Genomic DNA, 14,568 nt, shown 5'->3' on the forward strand with positions numbered 1-14,568 from the left:
TCCCCTCACTCCTGTGCTTGTCACAGGAATCCAACCGACGCGCGTCTGCGCGGCGAGAGGAGTCCTTTCAGCCCAAGGACTTGGGCTGACTGGATTCCTGTGACAAGCACAGGAATGAGGTTCGAGTGGGCAGATGAAACTCTTCGCACCTCGGCCGGAACGCCCTAATCCGCCACCTGCCGCCGCGTGAGAAACAAGAGCAGCAACGCCGCGCCCGCGCCTACAGAAGCAAGCCGGATCGAGGCGCCGAAACTCGCATATTGCGACACGAACCCCATCAGCGGCACCGCAAAAAGCGCCGCGAGGAAGATCGAATTCATATAGAGCGCCGTCGCCCGCGCCGTGCGGCCGCGCGCAAAGCCCTGGACGAAGGTGAGGCAGGTGCCGGCGCAAAGCCCGTAATAGGCGCCCTCCAGTGCCGCACCGGCGATCATGGCCGGCAATGTGGTGACCGAGGCGATGACGTTGAAGGCGATGATCGCCATTACCGCAGAGACGCCAAGAAGCAGGCGGGCGCTGAAGCGGCGCATCATTCGCGGCGCAAGCAGGATGAACAGAACCTCCATTGCGCATTTGACGCTGAGCGACAGGCCCGGCACGTAATCCGGCAGGCCCACTTCGCGCACCAGAAACACCGGCAGGGCCGAGGCGCACAGGGCGTGAGCGAAAGACATGCAGAAGCTGGCCGCCGCCGCCAGAAGCAGCGGCAGGTTGCGCCTTGTATCGTCGTCACTCTCCGGCCGCCGCTCCATCGGGCTGGTCTGGTCCCGCGGCACCACCGCAAGGGCAAGCCCGCCCCAGATGACCGCCATCAGCATGGCATTCACGAACACGGCTTTCGCGCCGGCAAGGTCGAAGATCAGATAGGCAGCGGCGGGGATCAGCATCCATGCCAGCGACACCATTGTCCGCAAAAAGGCGTTATAGGCCGCTGTATCCAGCGCCCTCACCCGGCCATGATAGCGGCCGTAGCTGAAAATGAGTGTGCTGGCGGCGTTGGAAAGCCCCATACCGGTCGCCGTTATCGCCACCAGCAGCGCCAGATGTCCGAAACTCGCCGCAGCGGCCGCGACAAAAGCGCCGAACACGGAAAGTATCAACAGCGGCCTCACCCGCACCCCGGCATCGACACGCTCGCCATAAACACGGCTGGCGATAATCGAGGCCAGTGCCGCCGTCACGCTGTAAAACCCGACCGTCGCCGGCGGATGGCCGAGCACCTGGATGATGTAGAAGCCGATAAACGGCACAACGGCCGCATTGGTGCTGCCGGCAATAAAAACCAGCAGGGCAATCATATAGGCCTGACGATCGAAAGCGCCCGGCGCGGTGCTTTTCTGTAGCATGGGAATCGACTGAAGGCTGGGAGGCGGGATGGAATGACGGCGACCACCATCACACCAAAACGGCCCGCTGTTCAAGCCTGCCTCAAAGGCAATCTTCGTTTTCCTCTTCGGCGAAACATCCGCTGGATTGATGCCGGAATCGCCTACATCAGGCACACGGGGCGTCGCAACACTGCGCCGCCCCTTGTCGAAAACGGAATAACCGTCAGAACTTCACGCCAAGACCAACCTTGACGACGTGTTCGCTGACATCACCGGTCGAAGTGATCGGGCCGGTATGGTAGGTTGCCTTGCCAAAGTCGTTGTAACGATATTCGACGCGTCCAAACAGGTTGTTGGTGAAGGCGTAATCGATACCCGCGCCAACCGTCCAGCCGTGCAGGACCTTGCTGTCCTCGCCGAACGGCGCTTTGACTTCGCTGTCCGTCGCGGTGTAGCCGGCGGCGGTATAGATCAGCGCGCGGTCGATGGCGTAGCCGGCGCGCAGGCGTGCAGAACCATTCAGGCCTGCGGAAACCTCGCTGGTGACGATGGTCTTGTCGCCCCAGGCGTAACCGAGATCGGCCTCGACACCGAGAATGACGGAGGGGGCAACTTCGAAATTATAGCCCGCAAAACCGGAAAAACGGCCGCCGTCAAATTCATGCTTCGTGGTGACGCCAAAAGTCGTCGACTTAACCCGGTTCCAGCCATAACCCGCAGAAGCACCGACATAAACACCATCCCAGGAAAAGGCAGGCGCAACGTCGTCGACGACCGGCGCGGAGGGGATGTCGCTGACGGCATCGGCCGCAGCGGCAGCGCCGGAAAAAACGCCGAGCAGGCCGAGCGCGAGAAGAGATTGTTTCAACATGCGATAGCTCCTTGAAAATAACATCCCGTCACCTGCGGGCTGCGAATATTTCGCGACCAGAAGCGCAGCGTCGTGACGGGGTTAACGCACCCTTAGATTGAAGAACATCGTGGTTAAAATCACGTAAACAACCCAGACAAAAGGACCTCGACGGAACGTATTCCGATTAATATCTGCAATATTTACCAAATATAAATTAGAACTAACGCAGATGTTCGCGGGTCACCTGTCCTGATGCGCAAGGGCTATCACCACCTCACAAAACCACCACGAGTAGCGGTCATTCCGCACTTCTGTATGCGTCGTTCACGCCGGCAACGCAGACAAAAAAAGAGGGCCGCTAGGCCCTCTTCCAGTCATGCGATGCGCCGTTTGTTCTTGCCGGAAACGCCATGCGTCAAACACACGCAACTCGAGGATCATTGCCGGCTTATGCGCTGTGCGCATCGTCTGCGTCGAAAATCCCTGATGATTTTCGAGCTATTCCGTTGGAGCGGGATGGAGAAAAGCCCGATGGTTTCGCCATCCCGTTCCACGTTTTAGTTAGTGCCGGCGCTTTTTGCCGCCGTCATTCTTGTTGTCGATGACATCGACGGACGTCTTGTTGCCGTTCAGCACACCGTTCAGGATGCCGGTCTTGTTGCCGTTCAGAATCCCGTTATTGGACAGGATGCCGCTGACACCGAGATCGATGCTGGGCGAGACGACGACAAGGGCGCCGCCCTTGTTGCTGTTGCCGGACAGGATGCCTCCCAGAAGACCGCCCGCATTGGCCTGACCAACGGAAGCGACAGTAAGAATAGCGGCTACACAAGCGAACTTTGCAATCATTTCTCTCTCCTCTTTTGTTTGATCACGCCATCTGGCGTAACTGAACTGTATATTTAGAGGATTCTAATTCAAGCAAAGGCTAATATTACAATAAACAATTAACACTAATACTTGTGATTTTAATCAAATTTTACATATCACGCCTTCGCCCTTCCACCAATTATTCAAACATTGCCAGCCAGCACCTTTGCCGCGACAGTAAAACGGCGCGGGAAACTTTATTAACCATCAAAATATAAGATATTGCTTAATTAGCAGCTGGAGATGCGAATGCGGCTGGGGGGATATATCGCGCTTGTTCTCGGGCTTGCCTGCGCCTGCGGCGCGCGGGCGGGGGAAAAGGCCGATGAGCACAATGTCACCTATAAATCCGGCATTGCTTATGACAGCAATTATTTCGCCGACACCAACCGGCTGAGCGCGATTTCGCTGCGTGCCGGCTTCGGGCTCAATGGCAAGATCGCGCTGGAAGGGGCGGAACTGCGTTATTCGCTGGAGCAGGAAGAGGTTCGCCTGCCCCGCTACCGTTTCGCCAATGAGCATAACACCATCGCAGCACTGGGGCTGACGAAACGATTTTCCGAAAAGCTGGAATGGGCCCTCGAGCTGCGCGGCACCCGCAGCGATGCCGGCGATATTTTCCTGCACCTGCCGGAAGAAGACATTGGTTACCGGCAGCTGGATCACAAGCTGGAGGCATCTTCCCAGCTCGGCATCCTCGCCCTTGGCGGCAAGAACACGCTGACGGCAAGCCTCGCCAGCCTGATGAAAGGCAAGGCGCGGTTCCGCCCGGCCTATTTCATGCCCACCCGACTGGAAGCTAACGAGGCACTTTTATCGCTGAAGGCCGAACATGCGCGGCCGCTCGGCGGCGGCGAAGCGGGGCTGACGCTTGCTTATGACCGCATCGCCGTGCCTGAAGCACAGCAGGAAAGATATGAACGTTTCCCGGCCAACACGCTGCGCGGTTCTCTGGCCTATGGTTACAAGTTCTCCGACCGTTTCGCTGTTCTGGCCGAAGCGGGCTTCACATCCATTTCCGGCGATGAGATCAGCGACAAGGTAAAGCGCACCCGCCCCTATCTGCGGGCCGAAGCCGAGGTGAAGGCCACCGAGCGCATCGCCTTCGGCCTGGGTTTTTCGCAGGACTATGCGCTTTTCGATCCGGATGATCCGATTGCCGAATTTCACCGTCGCTGGCAATTCGTCGTGAAAAGCAGGCTCACCGAAAAGGTGGGGCTCGATCTTGCGCTGCACCGGGTCCACAAGGACTGGATCTATTATAATTACGACAGCAGCGAGCGCCGGCTGGTCGCGACGCTTTCCTTCGATACCGGCAAGAACAGCAAGCTGGAGGTCGAGTTCAACCGCCTGCTGCATGGCGAGCGCGATACCGATCTTGACTATGACGGCTCCAGCATCACCTCGCGTTTCACCGGCACCTTCTGAAATTTAGTGTCAGCCCGCGCGAAGGATCGGACGCATCAGGTCGAAATTCGGTCCCAATTTCTGCTAGAGTCGGGCCTTCCAGATTCGAAGGCAGGACAGACCGGATAATGAACAGACGCTTTTTGCTCCTCGCGGCCGGCCTTGCCTGCGTTCCCGTCGCGGCGGCGGCGCATCCGCACATCTTTGCCGAAGCCCGCATGGAAATCGTCGAGGGACCGAACGGCACCGTTCAGGACGTTCGCAACATCTGGCGTTTCGACGAGATGTTCTCGGCAAGCGTGGTGATGGATTACGACAAGAACAGCGATCTGAAGCTCGACAAGGACGAGTTGGCCGAAATCGGCAACACCGTCTTGGAATCGCTCGCCGAATATTCCTACTACACCTTCATTACCGCCAATGGAAAACCGGTGGAGTTCTCCAAGCCCGAGGCCATTCACGTGGACTATAAGGACCAGCAGATCTTGATGTTCTTCTCCGTGAAGCCGACCAAGCCTTTAGCGATCAAGGGCAAGCTCAGCTTCGGCGCCTGGGATCCGACCATGTATACGGCGATCGATTTCGCCAAGGACGGCGATATCGCCACGCAGGGCAAGGACCTGAACGCCTGCAAGCATCATATCGTCCGTCCCGATCCCGACGAGGTGATCTCGCAGAACCAGGGTACGCTCACCGACGCCTTTTTTAACGATCCGACCGGCACCGACATGACCAAACTCTTCGCCACCCGGCTGGAGGTGACATGCTGAGCCGCAGGGTCGGCCTCTTCGCCATCGCCATCGGTCTCATTGCCGTGGCCGGTGCGGCCCATGCGCAATCGCCGCTCGGCATCGGCTCGGCCGAGCCTTCCTTTTCCGTCGGCGGCCCCTTCGCGCCGCTGATGCAATGGATCAACGTGCATCAGCAGATGTTCTACCGCGCCCTGACCGGTGCGCTGAAGGCGATGCGCGAGGATGGCTGGGCGCTCAACTCGCTGATCGGCCTCTCCTTTGCTTATGGCGTTTTCCACGCCGCCGGCCCCGGCCACGGCAAGGCGGTCATTTCGTCCTATATGATCGCCAATGAAACGCAGCTGAAACGCGGCATTCTCATTTCCTTCGTCTCGGCGCTCATTCAGGGCGCAGTCGCCATCGGCCTTGTCGGTGCGGCCTGGCTCGTGCTGCGCGGCACCTCGATTACCATGACGAAGGCGACGCAGGCGATGGAGATCGCCAGCTTCGCCATGGTGGCGCTGTTCGGCGCCTGGCTGCTGGTGCGAAAACTCTGGTCGCTGCGCATCCGGCGCGAGCCGGTCGCCGTTTTCACTGCAGCAAGTGAAACCACGGCCGGCAGAACCACCGGCATGGGCACGGGTCTCCGTTTTCAGGGCAAGCCGGTTTTTGCCGATCATGACCATGATGGCACGGGCGATCTCTGCGCCGCCTGCGGCAAATCCCATGCGCCGGATCCGATGCTTCTGAAGGGAAAGAACTTCAGCCTGCACGAGGCATGGTCGGCCATCATCGCGGTGGGGCTAAGACCCTGCTCGGGCGCAATCATCGTCATGAGCTTTGCGCTTCTGAACGGGCTTTATCTCGGTGGCGTGCTTTCCGTCCTCGCCATGTCGCTCGGCACGGCAATAACCGTGTCGGCTCTCGCCATCATGGCCGTCTCGGCAAAAGGCCTCGCCGTGCGTTTCGCCGGCCCCGGCAGCCGCAGGGCGGCCGGCATCAGCCATGCGATCGAAATCGCCGGTGCGCTGTTCGTGCTCATCATGGGGTTGTTGCTGCTCGGCGCGTCGCTTCAACTCTAACCGTCACGGCGACGCTGGTAACGGGCGCGCAGCCAGAACAGCAGGAAGAAACACAACACCGCCACCGTACCGAAGGCAGCCGCGAGCCAGGGCGAATAATCGCCCAGCCACAGCATGATCTTCGGCATGACGACGAAGACGAGCCCGAAGCCGACGAGGATGAAGGCGGCGGCGATGGCCGGCGACCAGTCTTTTTTTCCGGAGGTTGGCTTTTCAGACGTTGGCTTTTCAGGCATTGGCAAGCTCCGCGCGAATATCCTCAAGCTTGCGTTTCTGCGCGCCATCGGCCGCAAAATTCTCCGGCGAAAGCCAGGCTTCGAAGGCCTTGCCGATCAGCGGCCATTCGCCGTCGATCATCGAAAACCACGCCGTATCGCGATTTTGCCCCTTGGAAATCATATGCTGGCGGAAGACGCCCTCGAAAGTGAAGCCATAACGCTTCGCCGTGATCTTGGAGGGCTCGTTTTCATTGTGGCATTTCCATTCGTAGCGGCGATAACCCAGATCCTCGAACACATGTTTCGCCATCAGGTAATGGGCCTCTGTCGCAAGCGGCGAGCGCTTCATCTTCGCACCATGGGCGACGGAGCCCACCTCGACCACGCCATTGGCGGGATCGGGTCGCATATAGCTCGCCATGCCGACGATCTCGCCGGTGGCGTTTTCAACGAAGACCAGCGTGACCCAGTTGAGCTTCTGGCCGGCACCGATGAGCCAGTCACCAAAGGCATCGGCATCCGGAAAGGCGCTTTGCGGGAAATATTTGAGCAGCGTATTGGTGCCCTCGCCGCCGAGTGCGGCCCAGAGCCTTGCGAGATGTTTTTGGCGGTCGAACGGCTCCGCCGTCACGTAACGGCCCTTCAGCACCACCGGCTGCGGCGGCGGACATCCCCTAAAATCACTCAGATCGCGCATTCTCTTCCCCATTTGCTGGGAGAAGGATTAGGGCAAGCGGGGCGGGATGACAACAGTGCATGTGGGGGCATCAAGATGGAGCCGAGCGTGGAGCTCACCCCCCCTCTGCCCTGCCGGGCATCTCCCCCACAAGGGGGGGGAGATCGGCAGGAGGCGACCTCCCGGCCATCTTCAACGTTGCGCGTGAGCGGGCGTTTCCTTCTGGCTGATCTCCCCCCTTGAGGGGGAGATGCCCGGCAGGGCAGAGGGGGGTAAGCCCCAAACTCCGACCTAGACTTTCGCCGCCACCACCGTAGCTTCAATGTGATCCACCAGCGCATCCGGCAACCCAAGCCGCCCGGCGAGAAGATCGAGATACCCCCGCTCCGCCCGCGTATCGGCCTCGATCGCAAGCCGCGAAGCAGTATAGAGCTCCACCTTCTGCTCTTCCGTGCGGGCGGCCCCCACCAGTGCGTCGATATCCAGCGGATCGGCCAGTTCTTTTTCCAGGAAACGCTCGGCTTCGGTATCAAGACCGGAGACCTGCACCTTGTCCATGATATTGGCGCGCTCCTTCTCATCGATATGACCGTCCGCCTTGGCGGCGGCGATCATCGCCTGGATGAGCTTCAGCGCGAAATCATTGGAAAGGGCTGGCGATTGCGGATGGAAGGCGGAATCAGCCGGCGGCGCGAGAAGCTCCGGCTCGGGTTTCGGCGCACCTTCAGGCGCCTGGCCGGACTTGTAATTCTTGTAGGCGAGGTAACCGAGGCCGGCGATGGCGGCGACACCGCCGATGGTGGCGACATTGCCGGCGAGCTTGCGGCCGGTCTTAGTGCCCAGAATGGCGGCGGCGAGCGCGCCGGCTTTCAGGGGATTGTTCTTGGCGATATCGGCGGCCTGCCCGGCTCTGTCACGGACGCTTCCCGAAAGGCCCGGCACCTGCGAGCCGAGGAATTGTTCAAGAAGCTTCTTGGCGTCGAACATCAAAATCTCCTGTAGAGGTCAAATCTACAGGGGAGATAGGAAGCCGTGGGCCGAATACAAATGTCAAACCCGCTCACGCCTTCGTGAACGGGTTTGACAGGACGCAAATCAGGCGCGCAGCGCTGCGGCTTCGGCAGCGAGCTTGGTAATACCCGCCCAGTCACCCGTTGCCACCAGCTCACGCGGGGCAACCCAGGAGCCGCCAACGCAGACGACGTTTGGCAGCGAGAGATAATCATTGGCGTTCTTGAGCGACACGCTGCCGGTCGGGCAGAAGACGGTGCCGGCAAGCGGCGAAGACAGCGCCTTGAGGTAAGGCGCGCCGCCGGCCTGTTCGGCGGGGAAGAACTTCAGCACCTTGTAACCCTCGTCGCGCAGGGCCATGACTTCGCTGGCCGTGGCCGCACCGGGAAGCAGCGGCACCTTGGAACCGCGCGCGGCTTCCAGCACGCTTTTGTTGATGCCGGGGCTGACGATGAAGGTGGAACCGGCTTCAGCCGCCGCTTCGAAATCCCGGGCGTTGAGAATGGTGCCGGCGCCGACATTGGCGCCCTCCACTTCCGCCGCAACCGCGCGGATGGCATCGAGTGCCGCCGGCGTGCGCATGGTGATCTCGATCGCCTTCAGGCCGCCTGCGACCAAAGCGCGCGCAAGCGGCACGGCGGAAGCGGCATCATCCACGATCAGCACCGGAACGACCGGCTGGAGCTTGAGGATGGAGAGCAGTTTTTCGGAGTCCTGGGCCAAGATGAGCCTCCCTTGCGCAATTGAAACGATTGAAATTCCGTCTATCGATTAGCCTGCCTCGGCTTTCATGTCGAGGCGCGCCGGCCGCATTTTTATCCAGATACTTCAATCAATTCGCTTCATCACACTATCATATTGCGATAATCTGGCGCTCCAGTTCGCGGAGACAGCATGGCCAAGGAAATTGAACGGAAGTTTCTTGTTGCAGGCGGTGAATGGCGCAATGAGGTCACGCATAGCATGGCTTTCCGGCAGGCATATGTCGCCTCGATGGAAAACCGCTCGGTCAGGGTCAGGATCGTCGACCAGCGCGATGCGACCTTGACCATCAAGATTGGCGCGAGCGCGCTTGTTCGCGACGAATATGAATATTCCATACCCCTCAAGGACGCCGAAGAGCTGATGGCGAGCGCGCCGGGCGTGGTGATCGAAAAAACCCGTCACACCGTCGATCACGGCGGCTTTACCTGGGAGGTGGATGTTTTCGAAGGGAAATATCATGGGCTGGTCGTGGCGGAAGTGGAAATGAATGACGAGAATGCCAATCCCGATCTGCCATCCTGGCTGGGCAGGGAAGTAACCGGAGACAAGCGCTTCTCCAACCAGTCGCTCGCCATGGACTGTCCGAACGGAGACCTGTCGGATGCCCTTCAGAATTGACCCGAAAAAACCCTTCGGCGATGAAATCCGCCGTGCCGGACTGGAACTGATCGACGATACGATCACGATCCTGCGTGACCAGCCGTCCGGATCGCACGAGGCGGTGCATGACGCCCGCAAGCGGTTCAAGCGACTGCGTGCCCTCTACCGCCTCATCCGCAAGGCGGCGCCGGATTTCGGCCGCGAGGAAAATGCGCGTATTCGCGATATTGCCCGCTCCCTTGCCTTTGCGCGCGATGCAACGGCGCTGGTGGAGACGGGGGAATATCTCGAGGCCTTCGCGCGCTCGGACGCGCAGGGCGAAGCATTGCGATCGATCACCGCGATGCTGCGCGCACGCCGCGACGACGCCATGGAACATGAGGCCGGTCTCAACGAAGCCATTGCCGTCGCCATTGCCGGCTGCGGCGAAGCGCGCAGGAAGCTCGAGGCCCTGTCGCTGCCGGATGAATTGAAAGACACCGGCCGGCTGCTGAGAACCGCTTGGGCGAAACAGAGAAAAACGGCGCGCCAGGCGCTTGCCGATTGCCACGAGCAGGCCGACGTCGAGCATTTCCATGAATTACGCAAAGCCGGGCAGGCCTATTGGATGCATCTCGGCCTGATGCGCCGGCTCTGGCCTTCCGCCATGCGCGCCAAGCGGGCCGATACCAAGCGGCTGGTCGATATTCTTGGCCACGAGCACGATCTCTCTGTTCTCGCCGCCGTCGCCGACCGCGAGCCGGACCGTTTCGGCAATGGCGAGCGGCTCGCTCTGCTGCTCGACGCCATCATTGAAAGGCAGCAGGCGCTGCGCACCGAAGGTCTTGCGCTGGCGAACGAGGTATTTTCAGAATCCGCCCGCACGGAAAGCCGCATCGTCGGACTGTTGTGGCGGCGGGCGGCGAAATAACCCGGATTTCTTCAGTGCTCCCCGCCGTCCGCGTTCCGGTCACGAGCCGGGATTCGACCGATGCGTTTACGCGCGGCGAGACGGCTCTTTCCGACCCGAGGACTTGGTTTGGCTGAATACTAGTTCAAGGCCGGTATGACGGTAATTGCAAGAACACCCAGCCCGCTGAACCGCTCCAAACTCAAGCTGCGCAGTTTTCCGCCGGCGGCCAATTGACAGCGCCGCACAAATGCGTCCTAATAAAATTGGTAAGACCATCTTACCGCTTGCGCGAACGGGGGGAGACCTTCGCGCTGGGAGGGACATCATGTTTGTGGCTCTGGAGCCGCGCCGCCTTTACCGGCTGGTCGCGGAACAAATTCGCTTGCTCATCGAAAGCGGGGAGCTGACCGAAGGTCAGCGCCTGCCGGCGGAACGGGACCTTGCGGAACGCTTCGGCGTTTCCCGCCCAACCGTTCGTGAAGCCCTTATCGTTCTGGAAGTGGAAGGCCACATCCATATCCGCATGGGTTCGGGCGTTTATGTCAGCGCTGCCGGCAGGCAGACCAAGGAAAAGCCGCCAGTGCCGGATGCGCATGGGCCTTTCGAAATCCTGCAGGCGCGCTGCATCATCGAGAGCGCGATTGCGGAAGAGGCCGCGCGGCTCGCCACGCCGGAATGCATCGCCAAGCTCGATGACATCATCGAACGCATGGCCGGCGCGCTCGACAGCTCGCCAAAGGCGCTCAATTTCGACCGGGCCTTCCACACCGCCATTGCCGACATCATCGGCAATTCGGCCCTCAATCGCTTTACCGGCCTGATCTATGACGAGCGCAGCCTGTCACCGTTTTTCGAAAAGCTCGCCAGCTATTTCGAAGGTCCGCACACCTGGAACCTCGCCGTGCAGGAACACCGCGCGATCCGCGACGCCATTGCCGCCAACGATCCCGAAGGGGCTCGTGAGGCGATGCGGCAGCATCTGACGCTGTCGCAAAAGAGATTTTCCGAAAGTTTCGGGGAGGAAACGATCGGGGAAGAGTGACCGTCGCCGCGACGGGCGACGGAAAAAACAGCACATCTGGCTTTAATTCGGGAGGAGTTAAGAATGAAAATCAGATTGTCGACTTTGATGGGCGCAACCGCCGCCATCCTGCTTTCCGCCCTGGCGGCGCAGGCACAGACCACACTGAAATGGGCGCATGTCTACGAAACCTCCGAGCCGTTCCACACCGATTCGGTCTGGGCGGCGGAAGAGATCGCCAAGCGCACGGACGGCCGTTACAAGATCGATGTCTTTCCGGCCTCGCAGCTCGGCAAGGAAGCCGATATCAACCAGGGCCTGAAGATCGGCACCGTTGACATCATCATTTCGGGTTCCAGCTTTGCCGCACGTGACTTCAAGCCGATCGGCGTCACCTATTTCCCTTACATCTTCCGCGATCCGAGCCATCTGATCGCCTATACCAAGAGCGATATCTTCAAGCGCCTCGCCAAGGGTTATGAAGACAAGACCGGCAACCACATCGCCGCCGTCAGCTATTACGGCACGCGCCACACCACATCCAACAAGCCGATTGCCGCCTGCGCCGACATGGCGGGCCTGAAGATGCGCGTTCCCGACGTTCCGGCCTATCTGGCCATGCCGCGTGCCTGCGGCGCCAACACCACGCCGATTGCCTTCGCGGAAGTGTATCTCGCGCTGCAGAACGGCACCGTCGATGCGCAGGAAAATCCGCTGACCACCATCGAGGCGAAGAAGTTCTTCGAAGTGCAGAAGAACATCGTCCTGACCGGCCACATCGTTGACCACCTCAACACGGTGATCTCGAAGAACCTGTGGTCGCAGCTCTCGGATGACGACAAGAAAATCTTCACCGAAGTCATGCAGGAAGCCGCCGAGCGGACCACCAAGACCATCGATGAGCGCGAGAAAAGCCTCGTCGAAGACTTCAAGAAGCGCGGCCTGACCGTTGCCGAAGTCGACAAGGCCGACTTCGAAAAGAACGTCCTCGAAAAAGTGAAGTTCGAGGACTTCGGTTACGACAAGGCCGACTGGGAAGCCATTCGCGCCGTCAAGTGAGCCAAGATCCGGTGCGGCTTCTTTGCCGCACCGCCCTTTCTCTCCAGACGGGATATCTAGAATGTCGCAGGAAATCCATACTCAGGTCACGCCTGAGGAACTCGCCCATACGTTCGATGAGGCGCCGCCCGAGGTCGATCTCAAGGTCTATTCATTCGAGGACTGGGTCACGCTCGGCCTTTTCTGGCTGATGACGGGCTGCGTGTTCCTTCAGTTCTTCACCCGATACGTGCTCAACAACAGTTACGCCTGGACGGAAGAAATCGCCGTCAACTGCCTGATCGGCGTCGTCTTTTTAGGCTCGGTCATGTGCGTGCGCATGTCGCGCCACATTCAGGTGGATGTGCTTTATCACTATGTGCCGCCACAGGTGGCCCGCGCCATGTCGATCCTCGTTGACGTGCTGCGCATCCTGTTCTTCGCCTACACGTCCTGGCTGATGTGGCGTTATCTGGAAATTGTCGCCGATGAGGAAATGGTGACCGTGGCGCTGCCGCGCAACATCGTTTTCTACACGGTTCTGGTGGCATTTGTCTTGATGTTCTTCCGGTCGGTGCAGGTGTTCATCGCCAATATGCAGCGCGGCTATTCCGTTCTGGAACGGCCCGAAGAATTCCAGAGCGCGGGGGATTGACCAGATGCTGCTTCTTATCGGCTCATTTCTTCTGCTGATGCTGATCGGCCTGCCGGTCGCCATTTCCATGGCCTCGGCGTCGCTGCTCTATATCGTGTTCTACAACGTCGCGCCTGATATCATCGCGGCGCAGCGCCTGATCGCCGGTGTGGAAAGCTTCCCGCTTCTGGCCGTCCCCTTCTTCATCCTTGCCGGCAATCTCATGAACACGGCAGGCGTGACCGGACGCATCTATTCCTTCGCCGTGGCACTTGTCGGCTGGATGAAGGGCGGCCTCGCGCAGGTCAACATCATCGGCTCGGTGATCTTTTCCGGCATGTCCGGCACCGCACTTGCCGATGCGGCCGGGATCGGCACCATCGAAATCAAGGCCATGAAGGATCACGGTTATCCGGTCGAAGCGGCCGTCGGCGTCACTGCGGCTTCGGCAACGCTCGGGCCGATCTTTCCGCCGTCACTGCCCTTCGTGATCTACGGCATGATGGCGAATGTCTCGATCGGCGCACTGTTCATGGCCGGCATCGTCCCGGGCGTCGTCATGACGCTTCTGATGATGATCACGGTTGCGGTCTTCGCCTATATCAAGGGCTGGGGCTCCGACACGCCGTTCAATCTCAGAACCATCTTCGGCGCATCTCTTGAAGTCCTCGTCGTCATGATGGTGCCGCTCGGCATCTATATCCTCACGGCATTCGGCCTGTCGCTCAACCTGTCGATCCTGATCGTGCTGGTCATCCTGCTCGCCTGCGACTGGTATTTCGACTTCTCCGCCGTGATGGCGCTGATGACGCCTGTCATCCTGATCGGCGGCATGACCATGGGCTGGTTCACGCCGACGGAAGCCGCCGTTGCCGCCGTTCTCTGGTCGCTGTTCCTCGGCCTTGTCCGTTACCGGACGATGACCTTCAAGACGCTGGCAAAATCAACCTTCGATACGATAGAGACGACCGCTTCGGTGCTCTTCATCGTCGCGGCCGCCTCCGTCTTCGCATGGTTGCTGACCGTCAGTCAGGCCGCACAGCTTCTGTCGGCGGCGATCCTGACGATCACCGACAGCAAGTGGATTTTCCTCGTGCTGGTCAACCTGCTGATGCTGTTCGTCGGCTGCTTCCTCGATACGATCGCGGCGATTACCATCCTCGTACCGATCCTGTTGCCACTGGTGTTGCAGTTCAACATCGACCCGGTGCATTTCGGCCTGATCATCACGCTCAACCTGATGATAGGGCTGCTGCACCCGCCGCTCGGCATGGTGCTGTTCGTGCTCTCGCGCGTGGCGAAGCTCTCCGTCGAACGCACGACGATGGCCATCCTGCCCTGGCTGGTGCCGCTGTTCGTGGCGCTGCTGCTGATCACCTTCGTTCCGGCCATCACGCTGTGGCTGCCGACCGAAATGGGCCTGATCCGCTAAGACAAACATC

At 59.9% G+C, this 14,568-nt stretch carries 16 protein-coding genes; 9 read left to right on the plus strand and 7 right to left on the minus strand.

Features of this window, described 5'->3' with window-relative positions:
* Nucleotides 1-164: 164 nt before the first annotated feature.
* The 3 genes from ACIQUH_RS03750 to ACIQUH_RS03760 all read right to left on the minus strand — a co-directional run bounded on the left by ACIQUH_RS03750 (nt 165) and on the right by ACIQUH_RS03760 (nt 3,030).
* A complete protein-coding gene (locus tag ACIQUH_RS03750) occupies nt 165-1,346 on the minus strand; it encodes an MFS transporter (RefSeq protein WP_400812684.1) in 1,182 nt (393 codons plus the stop codon).
* Nucleotides 1,347-1,551: 205 nt separating this feature from the next.
* Complete coding sequence (locus ACIQUH_RS03755; RefSeq protein WP_400812685.1) at nt 1,552-2,199, minus strand: outer membrane protein; 648 nt, start codon at nt 2,197-2,199, stop codon at nt 1,552-1,554.
* Between the two features lie 543 nt (nt 2,200-2,742).
* Nucleotides 2,743-3,030 carry a hypothetical protein gene (locus tag ACIQUH_RS03760; RefSeq protein ID WP_004433441.1) on the minus strand — a complete coding sequence of 96 codons (288 nt, stop codon included), beginning with the start codon at nt 3,028-3,030 and terminating at the stop codon, nt 2,743-2,745.
* A gap of 270 nt (nt 3,031-3,300) precedes the next feature.
* Here ACIQUH_RS03760 and ACIQUH_RS03765 point away from each other — a divergent pair, with 270 nt between their 5' ends.
* The 3 genes from ACIQUH_RS03765 to ACIQUH_RS03775 all read left to right on the plus strand — a co-directional run bounded on the left by ACIQUH_RS03765 (nt 3,301) and on the right by ACIQUH_RS03775 (nt 6,271).
* Entirely contained in the window at nt 3,301-4,479 is a 1,179-nt protein-coding gene (locus ACIQUH_RS03765; RefSeq protein ID WP_400812686.1) for a hypothetical protein, read from the plus strand.
* A 107-nt stretch (nt 4,480-4,586) separates the two neighbouring features.
* Nucleotides 4,587-5,228 carry a DUF1007 family protein gene (locus ACIQUH_RS03770; RefSeq protein ID WP_400812687.1) on the plus strand — a complete coding sequence of 214 codons (642 nt, stop codon included), beginning with the start codon at nt 4,587-4,589 and terminating at the stop codon, nt 5,226-5,228.
* Nucleotides 5,222-6,271: a nickel/cobalt transporter gene (locus ACIQUH_RS03775; protein WP_400812688.1), complete on the plus strand. Its 1,050-nt coding sequence runs from the start codon at nt 5,222-5,224 to the stop codon at nt 6,269-6,271. Before ACIQUH_RS03770 ends, ACIQUH_RS03775 begins: the two co-directional genes overlap by 7 nt.
* Here ACIQUH_RS03775 and ACIQUH_RS03780 read toward each other — a convergent pair.
* The 4 genes from ACIQUH_RS03780 to ACIQUH_RS03795 form a co-directional block, all read right to left on the minus strand.
* Nucleotides 6,268-6,513 carry a hypothetical protein gene (locus tag ACIQUH_RS03780; protein ID WP_400812689.1) on the minus strand — a complete coding sequence of 82 codons (246 nt, stop codon included), beginning with the start codon at nt 6,511-6,513 and terminating at the stop codon, nt 6,268-6,270. The two genes, ACIQUH_RS03775 and ACIQUH_RS03780, sit on opposite strands and share 4 nt — an antisense overlap.
* Nucleotides 6,500-7,186 carry a GNAT family N-acetyltransferase gene (locus ACIQUH_RS03785; protein WP_400812690.1) on the minus strand — a complete coding sequence of 229 codons (687 nt, stop codon included), beginning with the start codon at nt 7,184-7,186 and terminating at the stop codon, nt 6,500-6,502. The genes ACIQUH_RS03780 and ACIQUH_RS03785 overlap by 14 nt, the downstream gene beginning before the upstream one ends.
* A gap of 270 nt (nt 7,187-7,456) precedes the next feature.
* On the minus strand, nt 7,457-8,152 hold the full coding sequence (locus tag ACIQUH_RS03790) for a tellurite resistance TerB family protein (protein WP_400812691.1): 696 nt from the start codon (nt 8,150-8,152) through the stop codon (nt 7,457-7,459).
* A gap of 108 nt (nt 8,153-8,260) precedes the next feature.
* Entirely contained in the window at nt 8,261-8,899 is a 639-nt protein-coding gene (locus ACIQUH_RS03795) for a 2-dehydro-3-deoxy-phosphogluconate aldolase (protein ID WP_004433419.1), read from the minus strand.
* Between the two features lie 171 nt (nt 8,900-9,070).
* Between ACIQUH_RS03795 and ACIQUH_RS03800 the strand changes: the two genes are divergently transcribed.
* From ACIQUH_RS03800 to ACIQUH_RS03825, 6 genes are all read left to right on the plus strand, one after another.
* Nucleotides 9,071-9,559 (plus strand): CYTH domain-containing protein, encoded by a 489-nt coding sequence (locus ACIQUH_RS03800; RefSeq protein WP_400812692.1) that lies wholly within the window; start codon nt 9,071-9,073, stop codon nt 9,557-9,559.
* Nucleotides 9,543-10,451, plus strand: coding sequence for a CHAD domain-containing protein (locus ACIQUH_RS03805; protein WP_400812693.1), 909 nt, complete (start codon nt 9,543-9,545; stop codon nt 10,449-10,451). The genes ACIQUH_RS03800 and ACIQUH_RS03805 overlap by 17 nt, the downstream gene beginning before the upstream one ends.
* 307 nt (nt 10,452-10,758) lie before the next feature.
* On the plus strand, nt 10,759-11,475 hold the full coding sequence (locus tag ACIQUH_RS03810) for a FadR/GntR family transcriptional regulator (RefSeq protein ID WP_400812694.1): 717 nt from the start codon (nt 10,759-10,761) through the stop codon (nt 11,473-11,475).
* 63 nt (nt 11,476-11,538) lie between these two features.
* Nucleotides 11,539-12,513 (plus strand): sialic acid TRAP transporter substrate-binding protein SiaP, encoded by a 975-nt coding sequence (locus ACIQUH_RS03815; protein ID WP_400812695.1) that lies wholly within the window; start codon nt 11,539-11,541, stop codon nt 12,511-12,513.
* A gap of 61 nt (nt 12,514-12,574) precedes the next feature.
* Nucleotides 12,575-13,147 (plus strand): TRAP transporter small permease, encoded by a 573-nt coding sequence (locus ACIQUH_RS03820; protein WP_400812696.1) that lies wholly within the window; start codon nt 12,575-12,577, stop codon nt 13,145-13,147.
* A gap of 4 nt (nt 13,148-13,151) precedes the next feature.
* Nucleotides 13,152-14,558, plus strand: a complete 1,407-nt coding sequence (locus ACIQUH_RS03825; protein WP_174031064.1) for a TRAP transporter large permease — start codon at nt 13,152-13,154, stop codon at nt 14,556-14,558.
* The last annotated feature ends 10 nt before the right edge of the window (nt 14,559-14,568 follow it).

The organism is Agrobacterium sp. NPDC090283 (assembly GCF_044769685.1).
In the GTDB taxonomy this organism is placed as follows: Bacteria; Pseudomonadota; Alphaproteobacteria; order Rhizobiales; family Rhizobiaceae; genus Agrobacterium.

Bases quoted from the DNA above. Each gene is read 5' to 3' on its own strand.
- ACIQUH_RS03750 (WP_400812684.1), bottom strand. From the start codon at position 1,346: ATGCTACAGAAAAGCACCGCGCCGGGCGCTTTCGATCGTCAGGCCTAT.
- ACIQUH_RS03755 (WP_400812685.1), bottom strand. From the start codon at position 2,199: ATGTTGAAACAATCTCTTCTCGCGCTCGGCCTGCTCGGCGTTTTTTCC.
- ACIQUH_RS03760 (WP_004433441.1), bottom strand. From the start codon at position 3,030: ATGATTGCAAAGTTCGCTTGTGTAGCCGCTATTCTTACTGTCGCTTCC.
- ACIQUH_RS03765 (WP_400812686.1), top strand. From the start codon at position 3,301: ATGCGGCTGGGGGGATATATCGCGCTTGTTCTCGGGCTTGCCTGCGCC.
- ACIQUH_RS03770 (WP_400812687.1), top strand. From the start codon at position 4,587: ATGAACAGACGCTTTTTGCTCCTCGCGGCCGGCCTTGCCTGCGTTCCC.
- ACIQUH_RS03775 (WP_400812688.1), top strand. From the start codon at position 5,222: ATGCTGAGCCGCAGGGTCGGCCTCTTCGCCATCGCCATCGGTCTCATT.
- ACIQUH_RS03785 (WP_400812690.1), bottom strand. From the start codon at position 7,186: ATGCGCGATCTGAGTGATTTTAGGGGATGTCCGCCGCCGCAGCCGGTG.
- ACIQUH_RS03790 (WP_400812691.1), bottom strand. From the start codon at position 8,152: ATGTTCGACGCCAAGAAGCTTCTTGAACAATTCCTCGGCTCGCAGGTG.
- ACIQUH_RS03800 (WP_400812692.1), top strand. From the start codon at position 9,071: ATGGCCAAGGAAATTGAACGGAAGTTTCTTGTTGCAGGCGGTGAATGG.
- ACIQUH_RS03805 (WP_400812693.1), top strand. From the start codon at position 9,543: ATGCCCTTCAGAATTGACCCGAAAAAACCCTTCGGCGATGAAATCCGC.
- ACIQUH_RS03810 (WP_400812694.1), top strand. From the start codon at position 10,759: ATGTTTGTGGCTCTGGAGCCGCGCCGCCTTTACCGGCTGGTCGCGGAA.
- ACIQUH_RS03815 (WP_400812695.1), top strand. From the start codon at position 11,539: ATGAAAATCAGATTGTCGACTTTGATGGGCGCAACCGCCGCCATCCTG.
- ACIQUH_RS03820 (WP_400812696.1), top strand. From the start codon at position 12,575: ATGTCGCAGGAAATCCATACTCAGGTCACGCCTGAGGAACTCGCCCAT.
- ACIQUH_RS03825 (WP_174031064.1), top strand. From the start codon at position 13,152: ATGCTGCTTCTTATCGGCTCATTTCTTCTGCTGATGCTGATCGGCCTG.